This is a genomic window from Ketogulonicigenium vulgare WSH-001, assembly GCF_000223375.1.
Lineage (GTDB): Bacteria > Pseudomonadota > Alphaproteobacteria > Rhodobacterales > Rhodobacteraceae > Ketogulonicigenium > Ketogulonicigenium vulgare.
This window is the reverse complement of sequence record NC_017384.1, coordinates 2,685,699-2,705,369: the sequence shown is the minus strand read 5'-3', so window position 1 is coordinate 2,705,369 and position 19,671 is coordinate 2,685,699. Positions and strand designations below refer to the sequence as shown.

Genomic DNA, 19,671 nt, shown 5'->3' with positions numbered 1-19,671 from the left:
GAAAACCGATGGACGAGCAAACCCGCATCCAGATCGAGGCCGCCGCCTTTCGCCGCCTGCAACAGCACCTGATGCAAGACCGCCCCGATGTACAGAATATCGACCTGATGAACCTTGCCGGATTCTGCCGCAACTGTCTGGCCCGCTGGATGGATGAGGCAGCAGCCGAGATGGGCGTGACCATCGGCAAAGAACCCGCGCGCGAGATGTTCTATGGCATGCCCTATGAGACCTGGCGCGCCCAGAACCAAACGGATGCCAGCCCCGCGCAGCTTGCCGCCTTTGAAAAGGCGCATCAAGGATGAGCGCGCCCGCCCAGCTGTCCGACTTTGTGCGCGACGCATTGGCGGCCGGTATCGGGCGCGAGGTGATCCGCAACCGCCTGCAAGATGCGGGCTGGAGCGCGGCCGAGGCTGAAAATGCCCTAGCCGCTTGGGCCGACCCCGAGGGGCGCATTCCCCCGATGCCACGCCCGCAGCCGTCTTATTCCGCCCGCGAAGCGCTGTTTTACGCCCTGAAGTTTTTGGCACTGATCGTTGTCGTATGGAATGTGCAGGCGCTGGGATCTGACCTGATCGAGCGGTTGGCGCCGCGCGATTACGTGCCTTATGTCTCGCGGTGGAGCATCGCCAATCTGATCGTCTTCACGCCCGTTTTTATCGGCCTGCACCTTTATACGCTGCGCCTGACGCGGCAGGATGCGGCCAAGCGGCGCTCGCCGGTGCGGATCTGGCTGGGCAATATCGGGCAGTTTATCGCAGTGCTGACGCTGCTGGGGATCGCGACCACGGTCATCGGCACATGGCTGTCGAATGCGCTGGATATGCAGCTTGCGCTGAACCTTGCGCTATTGTCGGTCATCTCGGTGCTGGTCGCGCTGTTTTTCCGCGCCGAGCTTGCGACCAAGTAAATCTTGCTTGCGACAAAATAAAAGGGCGGGATAACCCGCCCTTTATCTTTTAGATGCCGTTTTTAGATGCCGGCTTTCAGCGCCTCGTCGATGTAAATCTCGCGCAGGCGCTTTGCGATCGGGCCGGGGGTGCCCGCGCCAATGGCGGCGCCGTCCACCTCGATCACTGGCGTCACAAAGGCCGAGGCCGAGGTCAGGAACGCCTCGTCCGCCGCCTGTGCCTCGGCGATGGTAAAGGGCCGCTCGATAATCTTGATCTGCGCCTCGTTCGCGTAGCGCAGCAGCGCGGCGCGGGTGATGCCGTGCAGCAGATCCTGCGACAGCGGGCGGGTGATGATCGCGCCGTCCTTCACAATATAGGTATTGTTCGACGAGCCTTCGGTGACAAAGCCATCCTCGACGAACCATGCATCATCAACGCCCGCCTTTTTCGCCATCATCTTGGCCATGGACGGATACAGCAGTTGCACGGTTTTAATGTCGCGGCGGTGCCAGCGCATCTCGGGCACCGAAATCACGCGGATGCCGTTGATCCCTGTCGGCGATTGCAGCACGCCGGGCTTTAATTGGGTGTAAAGCACGACGGTCGGTTTCACGACAGCCGGATCGGGGAAGACGAAATCGCGGTCGCCCGGATTGCCGCGCGTTACCTGCAGATAGATACCGCCATCGACCAATTCATTCTTGGCCAGCAGCTCGCGGTGGATCGCCAGCAGCTCGCCTTCCGCAAAGGGATTTTCGATTTCGATCTCGTTCAGCGAGCGGGCAAGGCGCGCTTCGTGACCCGCAAAGTCCAACAGCTTGCCGCCTACAACGGCGGTCACTTCGTAAACCGCATCGCCCATGACAAAGCCACGGTCAAAGATCGAGACCTTGGCCTCGGTCTCGGGCAGATATTCGCCGTTTACATATACAGTCCGGGTCATCCAATCGCTCCTATTCCGACAGGGCCGCGCGCGCATGCGGCCTTTTTCACCCGTGGACTTGCGCCCAAAGCGCGGGGGGCGTCAAGGCGGCATCGCCCGATTCCCTCTGCCCTTTTGCAGCAAGGATGATTATCTTAGCACAATGGATACTGCCCCTGATTTTTACGCGACGCGCGAGATGCTGGCCTGGCTGGTCGAGATGGGCGCTGATGAGGCCATCGCCGATCAGCCCGTGGATCGCTATGCGCTGCCCGGTGAAAGCCCCAAAATCGCCGCGCCCGCCCCGATCGCCGCACCGGAAAAGCCCAAAGCCGCCCGTCTTGGCCCCCTGCCCGAGGTTGATGCCCCCGCCGAGGCTGCAGCGCTGGCCGCCAGCGCGCAAAACCTGGAACAGCTCGCCAGCGTGATGGAGGGGTTCGATCTGTGCGCCCTCAAGCAAGGGGCGCGCAGTTTCGTGTTCAGCGACGGCGACCCTGCCGCCCGCGTGATGATCGTCGGCGAAGCACCGGGGCGCGAGGAGGACCGCGCGGGCCGTCCCTTTGTCGGGCGCGCCGGGCAGCTTTTGGATCGTATGTTCGGGGCCATCGGCCTGTCGCGCAGCGCGCCAATGGCCGATCAGGCGGTCTATATCGCCAATGTGCTGCCCTGGCGGCCGCCAGAAAACCGCACGCCATCGGATACTGAAATTGCCATGATGCTGCCGTTTCTACAGCGGCATATCGAACTGGCTGACCCCGAATATCTGGTGCTGATGGGCAATACGCCGTGCAAGGCGCTGCTGGGTCAGGCCGGTATCTTGCGCCTGCGCGGCAACTGGGCCGAGGTCACGGGCCGCCCCGCCCTGCCCATGACCCACCCCGCCTATCTGCTGCGCGAACCCGGCGCCAAGCGCGAGGCTTGGGCCGATCTGCTCTCATTGAAAGCCCGCCTATGACCGAACGCGCCTTTATCCCCCTTAATATCGCCGTGCTGACCGTATCCGACACGCGCGCGCTGGCAGATGACCGATCCGGCGATGTACTGGTGCAAAGGTTGGGGGATGCGGGCCATACCCTCGCCGCCCGCGCGATCCTGCCCGACGAGCGGGCGGTGATCGCGGATCAGCTGCGCGCATGGTGCGCCGATCCGGCGATTGATGTGGTGATCAGTACCGGCGGCACCGGCCTGACCGGCCGCGATGTCACGGTCGAGGCGCATCGCGATGTCTATGAAAAAGAGATCGACGCCTTTGCCACGGTGTTCGCCATGATCTCGTTCCAAAAGATCGGCACATCCGCCGTGCAAAGCCGCGCGACGGGCGGTGTTGCGCAGGGCACCTATCTGTTCGCGCTGCCCGGCAGCCCCTCCGCCTGCAAGGATGCGTGGGACGGGATTCTGGCCGCGCAGCTGGACTATCGCCACAAGCCCTGCAACTTTGTCGAGATTATGCCGCGCTTGGACGAACATCTGCGGCGCAAGGGTTAGAACCCAAAGCCCGCTGGGATGGTATCGCGCCCCTCCAGCACCAGATCGGCCATCACCTCGCCCACCATCGGCGCGACGCCAAAGCCGATTTTAAAGCCGCCATTGGCGATGAAATGGCCGGGGCGATCCGGATAGGCAGCCAGCAGCGGCGCGCGGGATTTGGCCTTGGGCCGCACACCGGCCCATCGCGCAACCACGGGCGCATCGCGCAGCACGGGCACCAGATCGCGGGCGCGGGCGATCAGCGCCTCGACCTGCGCATCCACCTTGCTGTCATCATCCCATTGATTTTCCGAGGTTGACCCGATGGCCACCGTGCCATCGGCGTGGGGAATGGCGTGCAGTGTCTCGATAAACAATTGCGGCTGATCGCGCAGATCGCAGGCCAGCACCGCCGCCTGCCCCTTGACGCCGCCGCCTGCGCTGCGCCCCAGCGCGGCGGTTAGATCCTTGATCCCCGCATAGCCGGTCGCCCAGATCACTTGCCCCTGCAGCGGCGCATCCGGCACGACCGCGACCCCGCGCGCCCGAAGGGTGGCAACCAGTGCCGCCACCGCGCGATGCGGAGAGATGCGCGCCGACAGGCTATCGAAGACGCCAAGACCCGTCGCCGATCCGATCCCCCACCTGTTATCGGCGAGAGGCACCACCTGCCAGTTGGCCTGCCCTTGCCACAGATCCACCGCATTCAACCCGCGCTGGCGCGCCAAAGTCACCGCAGCCTGATCCGCCAGCGGCTGGATGCGACCGGTGCGGGCATAGCTGCTGGGCGCGCCGCCTGCCTCGGTCACAGCGGCCCAATAGCGATCCGCCATCAGCAGCGCTTGCAGTTGAAACTGCTTTTTCGGGTTCCACTGGTCGGGCACATGCGGCGCAAGCGCGCCGACCACCCCGCCACTTGCCCCCGCGCCGGGGCCAAAGGGGTCGATGACGCGCACTTTTGCACCGCGTTGCACCAAGGCCCAGGCACAAGACAGGCCGAATATGCCCGCCCCCATCACCGTTACGTCGCAGCTTGCCATTTTGGCCCCTTCGGCAGATTGTGGCCCTATTCTAAGGCAGGCTTCCATGGACAACCAGCACGCGACCATCACGTGGCGCGACGGCACGATTCCCGTGTCGGATCGCTTTGACGACCCGTATTTCTCGCTCGACAACGGGCTAGAGGAAACACGCTATGTTTTCTTGCGCGGCAATGACCTGCCTGCCCGGTTCACCGGCGACTTTCATATTGCCGAGCTGGGGTTTGGCACTGGCCTGAACTTTCTGGTCACGCTGCAAGAATGGCGCGCATCGGGTGCCACCGGCCGCCTGACCTTCACAACGTTCGAGGCCTTTCCCATGACCCCCACCGATCGCGCGCAGGCACTGGCAGCCTTTCCCGCGGTCGCGGATGAGGCGGCAGAACTTGCGACAGCCCTCAGCACCGGCAATAGCGTAACGCTTGCGGGCAACGTACAGTTGAACGTCATCATCGGGGACGCGCGCGAGACGCTGCCCGCATGGCAAGACCGCGCGGATGCCTGGTATCTGGACGGATTTTCCCCCGCAAAGAACCCCGAGATGTGGGACGCCGCCCTGCTGGCGCAGGTCGCCCGGCATATGACCCCCGCCGGCACGCTTGCCACCTATGCCGCCGCTGGCTTTGTGCGCGCCAACCTCGAGGCCGCCGGCCTTATGGTGACTCGGATCAAAGGCTATGGCCGCAAGCGCCACATGACCACCGCAAGGTTCCCGCTATGAGCACCCAAAATACCCGCCTCGGCATCATGCTGATGGTGATGACGACGATGGTCTTCTCGATTCAGGACGGGCTGTCGCGGCATCTGGCGGGCGAATATAACGTCTATCTGGTGCTGATGATCCGCTATGTGTTCTTTGCCATCTTTGCGCTGGCCATTGTGCAAGTCAGCACCGGATCGCTGAAAAAGGGCCTGCGCACGGCCTATCCGATCCTGCAGCCCCTGCGCGGCGTGCTGCTGATCGTCGAGACGGCATTGCTGGTCTATGCCTTTACCGTGCTGGGGCTGATCGAGAGCCATGCGGTGTTTACCAGCTATCCGCTGATCGTGGCGGCGCTATCGGGGCCGATCCTGGGCGAAAAAGTCGGCTGGCGGCGCTGGACGGCGATCGGCATCGGCTTTGTCGGCGTGCTGATCATTTTGCAGCCGGGCGGCCATGTCTTTAGCCTGACCGCGATCATACCGCTGGCGGCGGCGACGATCTTTGCGCTTTATTCTCTGCTGACGCGCTATGTCTCGCGCAAGGACAGCGCCAGCACCAGCATGGCCTGGAGCGCGCTGGTCGGTGCGATCTGCGCCACTGCCGTCGGCGTGTTCTATTGGGAGCCGATGGCGCCTTCGGACTGGGTCTTTATGCTGGGCCTGTGCGTCTTTGGCATGCTGTCGCATTGGATGCTGATCAAATGTTATGAGGTGGCCGAGGCCTCGGCGGTGCAGCCCTTTGCCTTCTTGCAGGTGGGATTCGTCAGCCTGATCGGGCTTTTCTTTTTTGGCGAGACGCTGGAACAGCGCGTGATCATCGGCGGGTCGATCATTCTGGCCGCAGGGCTGTTTACCCTGCTGCGCGAGCGGGCCAAGGCCAAGGCGTAACCCCCCCCCTTAAAATCCCCATCCGTTTCAGCATGTTGCCGCGTCCCAGTCAGGGGCGCGGCTCTATTTTTCCCGCTTTCCGAGTGTTTTTGTCGTGAAGTATTTCCCAAGTAAATCAGTCAACCATTTGTTTTTATTACATTTTTTCATTTTCTTTTCTTGACGTCACTTTAGAGAGGTTCTAATTATGTCTTACCAGCCAGCCAGCAGACGCTAGCCAGCCAGACCAAAACGCCAGCAAAAGGATGACCCCGATGGCAACCAGCACCTGCAATGCCTGTGCCTTCTACGAGGATCACGTGGCCAATTCCGCTAGCAAGCTTCAAGACGCCGGCCTGTGCCGTGCGAACCCGCCGATCAGCCAGCCGACTGCTGAGACCCGTGGCTTTTGGCCCGTCGTCAGCGCCAGCGATTGGTGCGGTAAATTCTCGGTTGGTTTCGCCGCAGAATAAATCGACAGATAGCCTCGCTTGCGTCTTGACCTTACCATGGTGGGAAGCCCCATCTAAGGTGACGGGACCAAGAGCAAGGAGGCTCTCATGAAGTTTCGCATCGAGAATATGACCTGTGGTGGCTGCGCCCGCGCTGTCACCGCCGCGATCCATGACATCGACCCAGATGCAAAGGTCGATGCCGCCCCGGACGACCGGCTGATCGTTGTCAGCAGCCGTGCGGGCGCCGATCAGATCAGCGCCGCCCTTGCCGATGCGGGTTTTCCCGCAACACCTGCGGCCTGATGCCATGAATATCGGCGATGCTGCCAAGGCCACCGGCCTGTCGGCAAAAATGATCCGTTACTATGAGCAGATCGGACTGATCGCGCCAGCGGCGCGGTCATTGTCCGGCTATCGCCATTACGCCGAAGGCGACATTGCCGCGCTGACCTTTATCAGCCGCTGTCGCCGCATGGGGTTTGGTGTCGAACAGATCCGCGACCTGCTGGGCCTGTGGCGCGACCCCCACCGCGCCAGCGCAGATGTAAAGGCGGTTGCGACCGGCCATGCGCAGACATTGGCCGCGCAAGCGCGCGAGCTGCAAGAGATGAGCCAGGCGCTGCAGCGCCTTGCTGCAAGTTGCCATGGGGATGACGGGCCGGATTGCGCCATTTTGGATCAGTTCGCCACGCTCGACCCCGCCCCCAAACCTGTCCGCAGGCGCGCCGCCGCCACACGCTTTGGCCCCGCCCGCGCGCAAGGACAGCTTCGCAGCAAGCCATCCGTGCGTTAACGCGCACGGCGGCCAGCTGATCCCTTTCACCTTGCAATACAGGCGTTGCCCATGCGCCTTTCGTTGCGTCAATGATGCAAGTCATTATTGCGTATTTGCGCCCATAATCCGCTTGTTCTGGTGAAATTCTTCAAGAATCTCGCCTATTTAGGCGGAAAGACCGCGGATTATCGCCAATATAGAATAACCCACTGGCGGTTCGGCACAAAAGCGACAATATTGCGCGGCAGTGCGGTGCCCCTTTGGCATGCCGCAATCGTTGACAGTATTTTTTTAGAATTGTAGCTACGAAGCCATGGGCATTGATATCAAGATCGACCCTGAAACCATGCGGTGTGTCGCGGACGAAGCAAGTGATCTGCTGAAATCCTTGGGTAACCGACATCGGCTATTGATCCTGTGCCATCTCGGCGAAGGTGAGAGATCCGTTGGCCAATTGGCCGAGTTTCTGGGCATCCGCGATTCAACGGTATCACAGCACCTTGCGCTTTTGCGCCGCGATCGGATCATTCAGGGCCGTCGCGATGGCCAGACCATCTGGTATCGCGTCAACAGCCCCGCCGCGCAGCAGGTGATGAAGGTGCTTTACGATAACTTTAGCGCCGCGCAGGCGTGATGCTTCGGGTCTGATCCGCCACTGACGGGTTCCCTTGGACCCGCGGGGTTGCCTGTGCCTTGGCGCCTGCAACCGAATTGGCGAAGGCAATGGCCCACACGACCCAAGACAATCTTTTCCGGCACAATCTGATTGTGCTGACCGTGGCACAGGCATTAGGGGCAGCGTCCCCGCCGATCATCGTCTCGCTTGGCGGGCTGATCGGACAACAGCTGTCCGACAATCCCGCCCTGACCACGCTGCCTGTCAGCCTGTTCAATCTGGGTCTGGCGCTGGGGACGCTGCCTTCGGCCTTCATCATGCGCCGTTATGGACGGCAATCGGCCTATTTCATCGGGGCGCTGCTGGCCATTCTGGGCGGCCTTGTGGCCTTTACCGGCATTTTGAACCATAGCTTTGTCATCTTCTGTATTGGCACGATGCTGGCGGGTTATTACGCCGCGAACGTGCAAAGCTACCGCTTTGCCGCCACCGATGCGGCCAGCGATGCGCAGCGGGCCAAGGCGATCTCTTGGGTCATGGTGGGCGGGCTATTCGCCGCGATCATCGGGCCGCAAACAGTCATCTGGACGCGAAATTCGATCACCGATGTGCCTTTTGCGGGCAGTTTCCTAGCCCAGGCCGGCCTTGCCCTGCTGGCGATCCTGGTTCTGACGCGCCTGCGCAGCACGCCGCCGATGCAGGTCACCGCCTCGGACGCGCCGATGCGCAGCGTGGGGCAATTGCTGCGATCACCGCGTTTTGCGCTGGCGCTGGGGTCGGGGCTGGTCACTTATGGGCTGATGGTCTTTGTCATGACCGCCGCACCTGTGGCGATGGTCGGCCACGGCCACGGCGTGGATCACGCAGCGCTGGGCATCCAATGGCACGTGCTGGCGATGTTCCTGCCCAGCCTGGTTACAGGTCGCCTGATGGCCCGCTTTGGAACCGAGCGGATCACCGCTGCGGGCCTTGTCATCATTGGCCTTTCAGCCATTGCGGCACTGGGCGGCTTTGGCCTGATGAATTTCTATCTGTCGCTGATCTTGCTGGGCGTGGGCTGGAATTTCGGCTTTATCGGTGCGACGGCCATGCTGACCGCATCCCATACTCAGGCGGAACGCGCGCGGGCGCAGGGCCTGAACGACTTTGTCATCTTTGGCACCGTCGCGCTGGCGTCGTTCTTTTCGGGGGCGCTTTTGCAGGCCTCGGGCTGGGAAGTGATCAACTGGATGATCTTCCCCGCCATCGCATTGGTGCTGGCACCGCTGGTCTGGAGCATCGGCCGCAAAGCATGAAAAGGGGGCCAAAAGGCCCCCTTTCTTATTTCGTCGCGTCGTAAATAACGCCGACGCGCGTGCCAGAACGGCAATAGCCCAGAACCGGGGTCGGCGCGGTTTCCAAAAACTCGCGCATCGCCGTGATCTGCGCGGGCAGCGGGCCGACACCCCCGGTTACGGGGATATAGGTGACGCTGAGGCCGTGCTTCGCGGCTTCATCCGCGATCTCGGCATAGCTGGGCTGGCCGGGCTCTTCCTGATCGGGACGGTTGCACACCAGCGATTTAAAGCCCAGCGCGGCGATCCCCGCCACATCCGCGGGCGAGATCTGCCCCACGGCCGAGAATGTCTCGTCGATCTGGCGAATCGCCGGGCCGTCATATGATTCCGTTTGCGACATTTTCATTCCTCCATTCAGAGACAGCGCAAGATGAGGCGCGACTGTTCCAGCATTCGCAGGCAAGTGCAATGGCGCCTACTACCGCCCAAAAGGGATAGCCGCCATGCACAGCACGCCCCACCCCTATGGTCGTTTCTACTTGCCCCTTTGGTCAAAATTGTAACAATGCGCGCGATAAACGACCAGCGAGCAAGCCATGCGCCATAGCCGTTCGGTTCACGTTCAGCGGAGCCGCAATGAAACCCTGCCACAAGCTGGCGGTGCGGATCTGCTTCCCTCGCTTTCCAGCCTTTTGTGGTTACCGCAGGCCCTTCTGATCGCGATGGCGGTTGGTGCCATGGCCAGCGGCCATTTCGATGCCCTGCCCTATCAGGCGATGGGGGTGCTGGCCTTGGGCGCGCTGCGGGCGTGGCTGGATGCGCTGGGCGCGCGCCTGTCGTTTCAGGCCGCGCGCGCCGCATTGACCGATCTGCGGGCCGCCGCGCTGGCACGGCTGCTTGCCAGCTCGCCGCTGGACCGCGACCGGCAGGAATCGGGCGCCGCAGCCAGTATCATCGCCGAGCAGGCCGAGGCCGTGGTGCCCTATCTGGCGCGCTTTCGCCCCATCCGCTGCAAGGCGACGATCCTGCCGCTTGTCATCGTCGCGGTTGTCTTTCCGCTATCATGGGCGGCGGCGCTGGCCCTGCTGATTTCGCTGCCGGTTATTCCACTGTTCATGGCGCTGATCGGCTGGCGGGCCGAGGCGACCAGCCGCGCGCAGATGGTAGAGCTGGGCCAGATGAACGCATTTTTGCTGGAACGTCTGCGGGGGCTTGCCACCATTCGCGGCCTCGGCGCGACGGCGCGCACCACCGCCGCCATCCACACCCATGCCGAAACCTTGCGCGAAAAGACGATGGCAGTGCTGCGTATCGCCTTTATGACCTCGGCGGTGCTGGAGCTGTTTTCCGCCTTGGGCGTGGCGATGGTCGCGGTCTATGTCGGCTTTCACCTGCTGGGCGATCTGAATTTCGGCGCTTGGGGCGGGCAGTTGTCGCTGACCCAGGGCATGTTCATCTTGCTGCTGGCCCCGCATTTCTTTGAACCCATGCGCGAATTATCTGCCGTCTGGCACGATCGCGCGAATGGCGAGGCGGCGCTGGCGGCGCTGCAGATACAGATCGCAGGTGCTGGCACTCAACTGCCCAGCGCGCCGCCCGCACCCGCCAGCCCTACTGCTCCCGCCGTCCATTTGGATCAGGTCAGCTTCCGCCATAGCGGCGCAGACAAACCCGTGCTGCAAGCCCTATCGCTAAAGATCGCAGCGGGCGAGCATGTGGCGATCATGGCTCCCAGCGGCGGTGGTAAATCCACTCTGCTGGCGCTGATCGCGGGACTGGTGCCGCCCGATCAGGGCGCGATCTACATCGCAGGCCAGACACCCGCGCAGATGCGACAACATATGGCGTGGATCGGGCAGGACCCGCATATTTTCGCAGGCACCTTGGCACAGAACATCAGCCTTGGGCGCGACTTGCCGCCGGGGGCCGCCGCGCAGGCGATGGCGGATGCGCAGATGCAGCGCGTCGCCGCATTGCATGGCAGCGGCCCGATTGGCGAGGGCGGCTATGGCCTGTCGGGAGGCGAGGTGCTGCGCCTGTCCCTTGCGCGCGCCATGGCACGCCCCGCAGATCACCCCGCGATGCTGCTGCTGGCGGATGAGCCGACAGCGCATCTCGACCCGACCACCGCTGCCGAGGTGACCCACAGCCTGCTGCGTGCGGCAAAGGGCAAGACCCTGATCACCGCCACCCATGACCCTGTCCTTGCTGCAAAAATGGACCGGATCATCCAGCTTGACCCGATCGGGATGGAGGATGCCGCATGAAATCCGGCCTGCTGCGTGACCTGCGCCCCGTCCTGCGCCTGTTCTGGCAACACCAGCGGCGCGCCATGTTGCAAGGGGCCGCACTGGCCGCACTGACCGCACTGGCGGGGGCGGCTCTGCTGGGACTGTCAGGCTGGTTCCTGACCGCGGCTGCGCTGGCTGGCCTGTCCTTTGCCGCGAAAGCTGCCTTTGATGTTTTCATGCCCTCGGCCACGATCCGGCTGCTGGCGCTGGGGCGCACCGCCGCGCGTTATGGCGAGCGGTTGGTCACCCATGATGCGACCCTGCGCGTGCTGGCCAGCCTGCGCGCGCAGCTGTTCGACAGCTGGTCCCGCCCCGGTGCTGCGGGACGGCTGCTGATGCGGCCCGCGCGCCTGCTGTTTCGTCTGACGCATGATATTGACGCGCTGGACAGTCTTTACCTGCGGATTCTGGTGCCCGCGATGGCGGCGCTGTCGGTGGCGATTGGCGCGGGGCTGCTGCTGGGGTGGATGAATCTGGGGCTCGGGCTGGGGGTGATTGCTGTCTTGTTGGTCGCGGGGATCACATTGCCCCTGATCGCTGCCCAGCGTGCCGCCCGCGCCACGCTGCGCCGCGCGCAGATGCTGGAAACCTGCCGCGCCCAGACCGTCGATCTGGTGCAGGGGCAAAAAGATCTGCTGATGGTGGGCCAACTTCAGGCGCAAGCCGATGCGATTTTGGCGACCGACCGCCGTCTGGCCAAGACCGATACAGCGCTGAACCGGATCGAGCTGCGCACCGGCCTTGGCTTTGGCCTGGTTGGCGCGGCTGTTTTGTCCGGCGTTTTGCTGGTGTCAGGGCTGTTGGTGCAACAGGGTCTGCTTTCGGCCCCCGGCGCGGCGCTGTCGGTGCTGCTTGCATTCGCGGCCATCGAGCCCTTTGCCGCGCTGCGACGCGGCGCGATGGAACTGCCCCGCATGCGCCTTGCCGCGCGCCGCCTGAACGCGCAGCTTGCCCCGCCCCCCAAGACAGTGCCCCTTGCCGCCCCCGCCGGCGCACTTGCCGTGCATCTGGACGGCGTCAGCGTCAGCGGCAAAAGCGATCAGCGTCTGGCGGATTTGGCGCTGGATATCGCGCAGGGCGAGACGGTCGCGCTGATCGGCCATTCCGGCGCGGGGAAATCCAGTTTGCTGGCGCTGCTGATGCAAGAGATCACCCCCGATCACGGTATCGTGCAGGCTTTGCCCGCCGCGCTGATGACGCAAAGCAACCAGATTTTTGCACAAAGCCTGCGGGACAACCTGCGCCTTGCCGCCCCAGAGGCCGATGACGCGGTGCTGCTGGCCGCATTGGCGCGCGCGGGGCTGGAAAATGCCTTGCCGGACGGGCTGGATACGCGTCTTGGCGAGGGCGGCCTTGGCCTGTCGGGCGGACAGGCGCGGCGGCTGGCGCTGGCGCGGATGATCCTGCGCGATGCGCCGCTGTGGCTGCTGGACGAGCCGACCGAAGGCTTGGACAGCGCGGTCGCGCGCGACGTAATTACGCAGCTCGCCGCCTTGACCGCGCAGCGCACAATCGTCATCGCAACCCACATCCGGCGCGAGGCCGAAATCGCCGACCGCCTGATCGTCATGCAGCGCGGACGCATTACCGCCCGCCATGACCGCGCCAGCCCCGGCTTTAACGCCGCGCTAGCCTTGCTGCGCCCCGACTAGGGACCGGCCCCTTCGCCAGATGACCCGAAACATCGGGCATCCAGTATGCATAACGCCGGCGAGCTGCCGGGAAAGGCATCGTGATGGAATTTGACATCGTTACTCTATCGCGCTTCCAGTTCGCGCTGACTGCGCTCTACCACTTCCTATTCGTGCCCCTGACATTGGGCCTGTCGATCCTGCTGGCGGTGATGGAAACCGTCTATGTGATGACAGGCCGCGTGATCTGGCGGCAAATGACAAAGTTCTGGGGCACTTTGTTCGGCATCAATTTCGTGCTGGGCGTCGCCACAGGCATTGTCATGGAATTCCAGTTCGGCATGAACTGGAGCTATTACAGCAATTACGTGGGCGATATTTTCGGCGCCCCGCTGGCGATCGAAGGCTTGATGGCCTTTTTCATGGAAGCGACATTCGTCGGCCTATTCTTTTTCGGATGGGACAAGATGTCAAAGGTTGGCCACCTGATGGCCACCTATGCGGTCGCCATCGGGTCGAATTTCTCGGCGCTGTGGATCCTGATCGCAAACGGCTGGATGCAACATCCGGTCGGCGCCGAATTCAACCCCGACACCATGCGCATGGAGATTGTCAGCTTTTTCGAAGTGCTGATGAACCACGTGGCGCAAGCGCGTTTCGTGCATACGGTCTCGGCGGGCTATGTCACGGCCTCGGTCTTTGTGCTGGGGGTCTCGGCCTTTTACCTGCTGCGCGGGCGGTTCGTGGAACTTGCAAAACGCTCGATGACGGTTGCGGCCTCGTTCGGGCTGCTTGCATCGGTGGCGGTGGTCGTGTTGGGGGATGAAAGCGGCTATCTGGTGTCTGAAAACCAAAAGATGAAAATGGCCGCGATCGAAGGCATGTGGGAAACCCAGCCAGCGCCTGCATCTTTCACGCTGGTCGGCATCCCCGACATGGACGAACGCACCACCCATTTCGGGGTTCATATTCCATGGGTGATGGGGCTGATCGGGACGCGTTCGCTGACCCAAGAGATCCCCGGCATCGCAGAGCTGCTGGTCGAGAATGAGGAACGCATCCGTTCCGGCCTGATCGCCTATGACGCGCTGCAAGACTATCGCGCCACCCCCACCGGTCAGTCCGTCGACCCCGAGGTTGCGGCGCGTTTCGATGAATATAAAGCAGATATGGGCTATGCCCTGCTGCTGATGAAATATGTCGATGACCCGCGCGATGCGACCGAGGATCAGATCATCGCGGCCGCATGGGACACGGTGCCCTATGTGCCGGTGCTGTTCTTTGCCTTCCGCGGCATGGTCGGGATCGGCTTCCTGAATGTGCTGCTGATGGCAGGGTTCTTTTACCTGTCGGCGCGGCGGCAGTTGGATACCCGCCGCTGGCCGCTGAAGGTCGCCGTTGCCGCCATGGCGCTGCCGTGGATCGCGGCAGAGCTTGGCTGGATCGTTGCCGAATTCGGGCGACAGCCTTGGGCCATCGACGGCGTGCTGCCTACTGTGGCTGCGGTCTCGCATCTGACGGTGCCGACTGTGCTGTTCACCATCGCCGGCTTTACCGCCATGTATTCGGTGCTGTTGGTGATCGAAGTGCGCATGATGCTGGCCGCCATTCAAAAGGGCCCCGCCCCCGATGATGCGCCCGAACGCCCGCTATTCGCCAAATCTGGCCCCGTTGTGGAGAAACGCGCATGATCCTACATCAGCTGATCGACTATGATACGTTGCGCCTGATCTGGTGGGTGCTGCTGGGCGTGCTGCTGATCGGCTTTGCCCTGATGGATGGGTTTGACCTGGGGGTAGCGATCCTGCTGCCTTTCGCGGGCCAGACCGATATCGAGCGGCGGGTGATCATCAACACCATCGGCCCCGTCTGGGAAGGCAACCAGGTCTGGCTGGTTTTGGGCGGTGGCGCGATCTTTGCCGCTTGGCCGATCCTCTATGCGGTGTCGTTTTCGGGCTTTTATCTGGCGATGTTCGCGATCTTGATGGCGCTGATCCTGCGGCCGGTGGGGTTCAAATACCGGTCGAAACGCGAAAGCGTGCGGTGGCGGCGCAACTGGGACTGGGCGCTGTTCATCGGCGGCTTTGTCCCGGCGCTGATCTTTGGCGTTGCGGTCGGCAACGTGCTGCAAGGCGTGCCGTTCCGGCTGGGGACGGATATGCGCATCTTTTACGACGGCAGCTTTTTCGGCCTGCTGAACCCGTTTGCCCTGCTGTGCGGGCTGTTGTCGGTGACAATGCTTACCATGCACGGCGCGAACTGGATTGTCCTGAAAACCGAAGGCGTGGTCGCCGCCCGCGCCCGGCGCTTTGGCCGGATCGCAACGCTTGCCTCGCTGGCCCTTTATGCGCTGGGCGGTATTGCGCTGTGGCTGTTCATCGACGGGTATCAGGTGACCAGCACTTTCGCTCCCGCAGGGCCATCGAACCCGCTGGCGAAATCGGTCGAGGCCGCAGGCGGGCTGTGGTTCAGCAATTATGCCGCCCATCCGTGGATGATGATCGCGCCGGTGCTGGGGTTCCTTGGGCCGGTGCTGGTTCTGGTCGCGCTGCAGTTCAAGCGCGAGCTATTGGCCATGGCGGGCAGCGGGTTGGCAATCATCGGGATCATCGCCTCGGTCGGGCTGTCGATGTTCCCGTTCATCTTGCCCTCGTCGGCCCAACCCGGTGCCAGCCTGACGGTCTGGGATTCGTCATCCAGCCATGTGACATTGTTCATTATGCTGGTCTCGACCGCGATCTTCTTGCCGCTGATCTGCGCCTATACCGCCTGGGCCTATAAGCTGCTGTGGGGCAAGGTGCGCGACGATGACATCAACGGCAGCGGTCACGCCTATTAGGAAAGGACGCATAACATGTGGTATTTTGCCTGGATCCTTGGCCTTCCCTTGGCCGTCACATTCGCAGTGCTGAACGCGATGTGGTTCGAGCTTGTCGACGATGCAAAGGCTAAAAAGCCAGAGGCCGACGCGCCCGATCTTTAACGCAAAACGGCCCCCGAAACAGGGGGCCGTTTCTTTTGACATGGCTGATAAAGATCAGACCAGTTCGCGGCCTGCAACCAGCAGCTCTGCGCCGGCAGCGTCAGCGATGACAGCGCGGGCTTCAGCACCGGTCAGCGCAGGACGCGCCATTTCGGGCAGGAAGTCTGCGTCTTGCAGCTTCGGCTCGATCGCGCGTATTTCTTCCATCAGACGCGGGTTCAGCGTGCGACGGGTGAAATCACCCAGATAGAAGCTTTCGCTCGGCGCGCCGTTCGACATGATCACCGCATGCGCATCCAGCAGGATGTGATAGTAGGTGACTTCGGTCATGTCTTTGGCAACGACGACCCCGTCGAGACCAACCAGATGCTTGGCAGCGACAAAAGCCTCATCATGGCCGGTGACGCCATGCACGGCGGTGCCGTTCACCAACATGCGGTGCTGCGGCGACACGATCAGGTCTTGCATGGGCAGGTTTGCACCCAGCGCGCCCTGCGCGATGCGGACAGGTGTCATGTTCGGGCGCTGATCCAGATCCGTCGCCGACAGATAGGATTGACCCGCCCATTTGATCGGCTGGTAGCCCGCATCAGCGGTCAGAACCAGATCACCAGCGCGCAGTTGTTCGACCGGCAGGTCGCCACGCTCGGTGCGGATCAGGCTGCCCTGCGCAAAGCAAGGATCGGTGTAGATGCTGTTACCGCCCGAAACGACAAGGCCAATGCCCGAACCCGCAGGCGGGTTTTGGATGACGCCGTATTCCGCAGCTGTCATTGCCACGTTCACACGGATCGTCTCACCCAGGATCGGCGGAAGAAGACCGCTGAAGCCCGTTAGCGGCAGAACGCCACCTGCATAGGCGCCTTGGGTCATGTTCACGCCACTGACGATGAACTGATCGAACGGCCCCATTGCACCGACATTGAATGTCGTCGCGGACACAACGCCCAATACGGCCGGGTCGTAAAGGAACGTACCCACTTCAGCGCCGTAATAGTTCACATCGATCGGCCCCTGCAGCACGCCTGCCAGCGACACGGTCGCCCCGATGTAAGAAATCGAGCTGTCGTCATAGATGTTGAAGTTCAGATCGACGAGCGCATTCAGCCCGATCAGACCGGCATCAACGGTCAGGTTGGCGCCGTTCTTTGCCTCCCAGGTGATGTTGCTCAGCACACCAGCGGACAGCAGCAGGCTGTCTGCTTCGAAATCCACGCCATCGACGATGATCGTGGCGCTACCCAGCAATTGCAGGTCAAGCAGAGCAACGTCGTTTACGTTACTTTGGTCAATGACGAGCGTGCCGCCGTTTCCAATAACAGTTACCATTATGTTAACCTTTCACGCGCAGTGAGACACGGAATACAGATCAAGCCCGCAGGCCCATCTGGCGACGATGTTACGTTTGCGCGCAGATTCAAATCAACATGAAATTAATGTGAGCCCCTCTTTTAAGATGCACAAAAAGGGCTAGGCTCAGGCTTTCCACATCAAATTTTTCCAATATTTATTATGTAAATCAATTATTTAAACCACAAATATATCAAAACATAACAACCCAAAGATACATACGGATAGCCGAAAATATCACAGGTTATGGTTAATATAGCCGCGCGACCTGGCGCCCAAACGGGAAAAACGTGATGCGGCCAAACATAAATATACGGATTTATGAATTATGCGACATAAAGTTCACAAAGGTTAACGAATTATTAATCAGCCGTCTGATTCGCTGATTTGCGAAAGGAATCACCGACAAACATGCCCCAAGGGCAGATCAATTCAAAAAAAGCCGCCCCATTTTCAGGGGCGGCTTTGGCGTTTCAGCAAGGTAAGATAGAAATCTAATGGCCGCTTGCGGCCGCCTCGGGCGTGTCGGGTTGATCCTCGGCAGCGATGAAGCCGCCCGACTGACGGGCCCACAGACGGGCATAGATGCCGCCGCTCGCCAGCAGTTCGGCATGGGTGCCCTGCTCGACGATACGGCCCTTATCCATGATCACCAAGCGATCCATCGCGGCGATGGTCGACAGGCGGTGCGCGATGGCGATCACGGTCTTGCCCTCCATCAGATGGGTCAACTGCTCTTGGATCGCGGCCTCGACCTCGGAATCGAGGGCGGACGTCGCCTCGTCCAGCACCAGCACAGGCGCGTTTTTCAACGCGACCCGCGCGATCGAGATCCGCTGACGCTGACCGCCCGACAATTTCACGCCGCGCTCGCCGACCTGCGCATCCAGACCGATGCGACCTTGGTTGTCGGTCAGCTTGGCAATGAACTCTTCGGCCTCGGCCAGACGCGCTGCGGCAAGGATTTCCTCGATCGAGGCATCGGGGCGACCATAGGCGATATTCTCGCGGATGGTGCGATGCAGCAGCGAGGTATCTTGTGTCACAACACCGATATTGGCACGCAGAGATTCCTGCGTGACCTGCGCAATATCCTGACCATCGATCAAAATCTGGCCCTGCTTCAGATCATGGAACCGCAGCAACAGGTTCACCAGCGTCGATTTACCTGCCCCCGAACGGCCCACCAGACCGATACGCTCGCCCGGTTTGATCGTCAGGTTCAGATGCTGGATGACATTGCCAGCCGCGCCGTAATCAAAGCTGATATCGCGGAAGGTCACCTCGCCTTTGGGCACCGACAGGTCTTTTGCATCGGGGGCGTCAAGGACCTTACGCTCGACCGCGAGGGCCGAAATCCCGTCGCGCACCGTGCCGATGTTTTCAAACAGCGCCGCGAACTCCCACATGATCCAATGCGACATGTTCCCCATGCGCAAGGCCAGCGGCACGGCAATCGCCAGCGCCCCGACAGGCACCGTGCCGCGCATCCACAGCCAGATGCCCAAGCCTGCAACCGAAGCGGTCAGCAGCGCATTCAGCACAGCCAGCGAGACGTTCTGAATCGTCGCCAGCCGCATCTGCGCATGGACGGTCTGCAAGAACGTATCCATGCTTTGACGGGCAAACGCCTCTTCGCGCGCCGAATGCGAGAACAGCTTCACCGTGGTGATGTTGGTATAGGCGTCGACGATGCGGCCGGTCATGGCCGCACGGGCATTGGCCTGCGCCTCGGACACGCGGCCGATGCGCGGCACGACCCATGTCAGCAGCAACCCATAGGCAATACCCCAAATCGCAAACGGCAGGGCCAGCCACAGGTTGCTGGTCGCCGCCAGAATCAGCGCGCCGCTGAAATAAACGATGACATAGACCAGCACGTCGACGATCTTCATCGCGACTTCGCGCACGGCAAGCGCGGTCTGCATCACTTTAGTCGCAACGCGGCCCGCGAATTCATCTTGGAAATAGCTGAGCGATTGCCCCAGCAGCCAGCGATGCGCCTGCCAGCGGATGCGTTGCGGATAATTCCCCAGCAGCGTCTGGTTCATCACCAGCGAGCTGACCGCCTGCACCAGCGGCGCGATGACCACCAGAACCAGACCCGCCAGCAGCACCATGCGCCCCTCGGTCTGCCAAAAGCCCGCAGGATCAGCGCCAGCCATCCGGTCGATCAGCGCGCCCAAATAGCCGACCAGCGCGACCTCGACCACGGCGATGATCGCCGATGTCAGGCCCAGCAGGATGATCCAAGGCAGCAATCCGCGTGAGTAATGAATAATGAACGCCCAAAATCCACGCGGCGGTTGCGTGGGTTTTTGCAGCGGATAGGGATCGACGCGATTTTCAAACCAGCGGAACATCAGGCACCTCTTTCTCGCGGAACGGATTTTCCACGGAGC

21 protein-coding genes are annotated in these 19,671 nt (G+C 61.9%); 16 read left to right on the top strand and 5 right to left on the bottom strand.

The annotated features are described in order from the left end of the window. Window positions 1-8 precede the first annotated feature (8 nt). Together KVU_RS13510 and KVU_RS13505 are read left to right on the top strand one after the other, a co-directional pair. Window positions 9-305: a DUF1244 domain-containing protein gene (locus tag KVU_RS13510; RefSeq protein ID WP_013383189.1), complete on the top strand. Its 297-nt coding sequence runs from the start codon at window positions 9-11 to the stop codon at window positions 303-305. Then, complete coding sequence (locus KVU_RS13505; protein WP_013383188.1) at window positions 302-910, top strand: DUF5671 domain-containing protein; 609 nt, start codon at window positions 302-304, stop codon at window positions 908-910. The genes KVU_RS13510 and KVU_RS13505 overlap by 4 nt, the downstream gene beginning before the upstream one ends. Window positions 911-972: 62 nt before the next feature. Here the strand turns inward: KVU_RS13505 and KVU_RS13500 are convergent, their stop codons facing one another. Beyond that, complete coding sequence (locus KVU_RS13500; RefSeq protein WP_013383187.1) at window positions 973-1,836, bottom strand: D-amino-acid transaminase; 864 nt, start codon at window positions 1,834-1,836, stop codon at window positions 973-975. Window positions 1,837-1,978: 142 nt separating this feature from the next. Between KVU_RS13500 and KVU_RS13495 the strand changes: the two genes are divergently transcribed. Together KVU_RS13495 and moaB are read left to right on the top strand one after the other, a co-directional pair. Then, the gene (locus KVU_RS13495) at window positions 1,979-2,770 is read left to right on the top strand and encodes a uracil-DNA glycosylase (RefSeq protein ID WP_013383186.1); all 792 of its coding nucleotides are present in this window, start codon (window positions 1,979-1,981) and stop codon (window positions 2,768-2,770) included. Then, the gene (gene moaB / locus KVU_RS13490) at window positions 2,767-3,300 is read left to right on the top strand and encodes a molybdenum cofactor biosynthesis protein B (RefSeq protein WP_013383185.1); all 534 of its coding nucleotides are present in this window, start codon (window positions 2,767-2,769) and stop codon (window positions 3,298-3,300) included. The genes KVU_RS13495 and moaB overlap by 4 nt, the downstream gene beginning before the upstream one ends. On the opposite strand, the gene KVU_RS13485 is transcribed toward moaB, so the two are convergent. Then, complete coding sequence (locus KVU_RS13485) at window positions 3,297-4,322, bottom strand: NAD(P)/FAD-dependent oxidoreductase (protein ID WP_013383184.1); 1,026 nt, start codon at window positions 4,320-4,322, stop codon at window positions 3,297-3,299. The genes moaB and KVU_RS13485 overlap by 4 nt on opposite strands. Window positions 4,323-4,368: 46 nt before the next feature. On the opposite strand from KVU_RS13485, the gene mnmC2 reads away from it, so the two are divergent. The 7 genes from mnmC2 (at window position 4,369) to KVU_RS13450 (ending at window position 9,032) form a co-directional block, all read left to right on the top strand. Beyond that, window positions 4,369-5,043 carry a tRNA (5-methylaminomethyl-2-thiouridine)(34)-methyltransferase MnmC2 gene (gene mnmC2, locus KVU_RS13480; RefSeq protein ID WP_013383183.1) on the top strand — a complete coding sequence of 225 codons (675 nt, stop codon included), beginning with the start codon at window positions 4,369-4,371 and terminating at the stop codon, window positions 5,041-5,043. Next, window positions 5,040-5,912: a DMT family transporter gene (locus tag KVU_RS13475; RefSeq protein WP_013383182.1), complete on the top strand. Its 873-nt coding sequence runs from the start codon at window positions 5,040-5,042 to the stop codon at window positions 5,910-5,912. Before mnmC2 ends, KVU_RS13475 begins: the two co-directional genes overlap by 4 nt. A 254-nt stretch (window positions 5,913-6,166) precedes the next feature. Then, a complete protein-coding gene (locus KVU_RS13470) occupies window positions 6,167-6,364 on the top strand; it encodes a hypothetical protein (RefSeq protein ID WP_013383181.1) in 198 nt (65 codons plus the stop codon). Between the two features lie 87 nt (window positions 6,365-6,451). Then, window positions 6,452-6,649 (top strand): heavy-metal-associated domain-containing protein, encoded by a 198-nt coding sequence (locus tag KVU_RS13465; RefSeq protein WP_013383180.1) that lies wholly within the window; start codon window positions 6,452-6,454, stop codon window positions 6,647-6,649. 4 nt (window positions 6,650-6,653) lie between these two features. After that, window positions 6,654-7,139, top strand: a complete 486-nt coding sequence (gene cueR, locus KVU_RS13460; protein ID WP_013383179.1) for a Cu(I)-responsive transcriptional regulator — start codon at window positions 6,654-6,656, stop codon at window positions 7,137-7,139. 295 nt (window positions 7,140-7,434) lie between these two features. Next, window positions 7,435-7,755: an ArsR/SmtB family transcription factor gene (locus KVU_RS13455; RefSeq protein ID WP_013383178.1), complete on the top strand. Its 321-nt coding sequence runs from the start codon at window positions 7,435-7,437 to the stop codon at window positions 7,753-7,755. A gap of 89 nt (window positions 7,756-7,844) precedes the next feature. Beyond that, on the top strand, window positions 7,845-9,032 hold the full coding sequence (locus KVU_RS13450) for an MFS transporter (RefSeq protein WP_193365319.1): 1,188 nt from the start codon (window positions 7,845-7,847) through the stop codon (window positions 9,030-9,032). A 25-nt stretch (window positions 9,033-9,057) separates the two neighbouring features. On the opposite strand, the gene KVU_RS13445 is transcribed toward KVU_RS13450, so the two are convergent. After that, complete coding sequence (locus tag KVU_RS13445) at window positions 9,058-9,414, bottom strand: protein tyrosine phosphatase family protein (protein WP_013383176.1); 357 nt, start codon at window positions 9,412-9,414, stop codon at window positions 9,058-9,060. Between the two features lie 196 nt (window positions 9,415-9,610). Between KVU_RS13445 and cydD the strand changes: the two genes are divergently transcribed. The 5 genes from cydD (at window position 9,611) to cydX (ending at window position 15,919) form a co-directional block, all read left to right on the top strand. Beyond that, window positions 9,611-11,281: a thiol reductant ABC exporter subunit CydD gene (gene cydD, locus KVU_RS13440; RefSeq protein ID WP_014538124.1), complete on the top strand. Its 1,671-nt coding sequence runs from the start codon at window positions 9,611-9,613 to the stop codon at window positions 11,279-11,281. Next, on the top strand, window positions 11,278-12,957 hold the full coding sequence (locus KVU_RS13435; RefSeq protein ID WP_013383174.1) for an amino acid ABC transporter ATP-binding/permease protein: 1,680 nt from the start codon (window positions 11,278-11,280) through the stop codon (window positions 12,955-12,957). The genes cydD and KVU_RS13435 overlap by 4 nt, the downstream gene beginning before the upstream one ends. 83 nt (window positions 12,958-13,040) lie before the next feature. Next, on the top strand, window positions 13,041-14,627 hold the full coding sequence (locus KVU_RS13430) for a cytochrome ubiquinol oxidase subunit I (RefSeq protein WP_013383173.1): 1,587 nt from the start codon (window positions 13,041-13,043) through the stop codon (window positions 14,625-14,627). Further along, window positions 14,624-15,775 carry a cytochrome d ubiquinol oxidase subunit II gene (gene cydB / locus KVU_RS13425; RefSeq protein WP_013383172.1) on the top strand — a complete coding sequence of 384 codons (1,152 nt, stop codon included), beginning with the start codon at window positions 14,624-14,626 and terminating at the stop codon, window positions 15,773-15,775. The genes KVU_RS13430 and cydB overlap by 4 nt, the downstream gene beginning before the upstream one ends. A gap of 15 nt (window positions 15,776-15,790) precedes the next feature. After that, window positions 15,791-15,919, top strand: coding sequence for a cytochrome bd-I oxidase subunit CydX (cydX, locus tag KVU_RS13420; protein WP_013383171.1), 129 nt, complete (start codon window positions 15,791-15,793; stop codon window positions 15,917-15,919). Window positions 15,920-15,973: 54 nt separating this feature from the next. On the opposite strand, the gene KVU_RS13415 is transcribed toward cydX, so the two are convergent. Together KVU_RS13415 and KVU_RS13410 are read right to left on the bottom strand one after the other, a co-directional pair. Continuing rightward, window positions 15,974-17,248, bottom strand: coding sequence for a Hint domain-containing protein (locus KVU_RS13415; RefSeq protein ID WP_013383170.1), 1,275 nt, complete (start codon window positions 17,246-17,248; stop codon window positions 15,974-15,976). Window positions 17,249-17,763: 515 nt separating this feature from the next. After that, entirely contained in the window at window positions 17,764-19,632 is a 1,869-nt protein-coding gene (locus KVU_RS13410; RefSeq protein WP_013383169.1) for an ABC transporter ATP-binding protein, read from the bottom strand. Window positions 19,633-19,671 lie beyond the last annotated feature (39 nt).

Coding starts and splice junctions, on each gene's coding strand:
- KVU_RS13510 (WP_013383189.1), top strand. CDS start 9: ATGGACGAGCAAACCCGCATCCAGATCGAGGCCGCCGCCTTTCGCCGC.
- KVU_RS13505 (WP_013383188.1), top strand. CDS start 302: ATGAGCGCGCCCGCCCAGCTGTCCGACTTTGTGCGCGACGCATTGGCG.
- KVU_RS13500 (WP_013383187.1), bottom strand. CDS start 1,836: ATGACCCGGACTGTATATGTAAACGGCGAATATCTGCCCGAGACCGAG.
- KVU_RS13495 (WP_013383186.1), top strand. CDS start 1,979: ATGGATACTGCCCCTGATTTTTACGCGACGCGCGAGATGCTGGCCTGG.
- moaB (WP_013383185.1), top strand. CDS start 2,767: ATGACCGAACGCGCCTTTATCCCCCTTAATATCGCCGTGCTGACCGTA.
- KVU_RS13485 (WP_013383184.1), bottom strand. CDS start 4,322: ATGGCAAGCTGCGACGTAACGGTGATGGGGGCGGGCATATTCGGCCTG.
- mnmC2 (WP_013383183.1), top strand. CDS start 4,369: ATGGACAACCAGCACGCGACCATCACGTGGCGCGACGGCACGATTCCC.
- KVU_RS13475 (WP_013383182.1), top strand. CDS start 5,040: ATGAGCACCCAAAATACCCGCCTCGGCATCATGCTGATGGTGATGACG.
- KVU_RS13470 (WP_013383181.1), top strand. CDS start 6,167: ATGGCAACCAGCACCTGCAATGCCTGTGCCTTCTACGAGGATCACGTG.
- KVU_RS13465 (WP_013383180.1), top strand. CDS start 6,452: ATGAAGTTTCGCATCGAGAATATGACCTGTGGTGGCTGCGCCCGCGCT.
- cueR (WP_013383179.1), top strand. CDS start 6,654: ATGAATATCGGCGATGCTGCCAAGGCCACCGGCCTGTCGGCAAAAATG.
- KVU_RS13455 (WP_013383178.1), top strand. CDS start 7,435: ATGGGCATTGATATCAAGATCGACCCTGAAACCATGCGGTGTGTCGCG.
- KVU_RS13450 (WP_193365319.1), top strand. CDS start 7,845: ATGGCCCACACGACCCAAGACAATCTTTTCCGGCACAATCTGATTGTG.
- KVU_RS13445 (WP_013383176.1), bottom strand. CDS start 9,414: ATGTCGCAAACGGAATCATATGACGGCCCGGCGATTCGCCAGATCGAC.
- cydD (WP_014538124.1), top strand. CDS start 9,611: ATGCGCCATAGCCGTTCGGTTCACGTTCAGCGGAGCCGCAATGAAACC.
- KVU_RS13435 (WP_013383174.1), top strand. CDS start 11,278: ATGAAATCCGGCCTGCTGCGTGACCTGCGCCCCGTCCTGCGCCTGTTC.
- KVU_RS13430 (WP_013383173.1), top strand. CDS start 13,041: ATGGAATTTGACATCGTTACTCTATCGCGCTTCCAGTTCGCGCTGACT.
- cydB (WP_013383172.1), top strand. CDS start 14,624: ATGATCCTACATCAGCTGATCGACTATGATACGTTGCGCCTGATCTGG.
- cydX (WP_013383171.1), top strand. CDS start 15,791: ATGTGGTATTTTGCCTGGATCCTTGGCCTTCCCTTGGCCGTCACATTC.
- KVU_RS13415 (WP_013383170.1), bottom strand. CDS start 17,248: ATGGTAACTGTTATTGGAAACGGCGGCACGCTCGTCATTGACCAAAGT.
- KVU_RS13410 (WP_013383169.1), bottom strand. CDS start 19,632: ATGTTCCGCTGGTTTGAAAATCGCGTCGATCCCTATCCGCTGCAAAAA.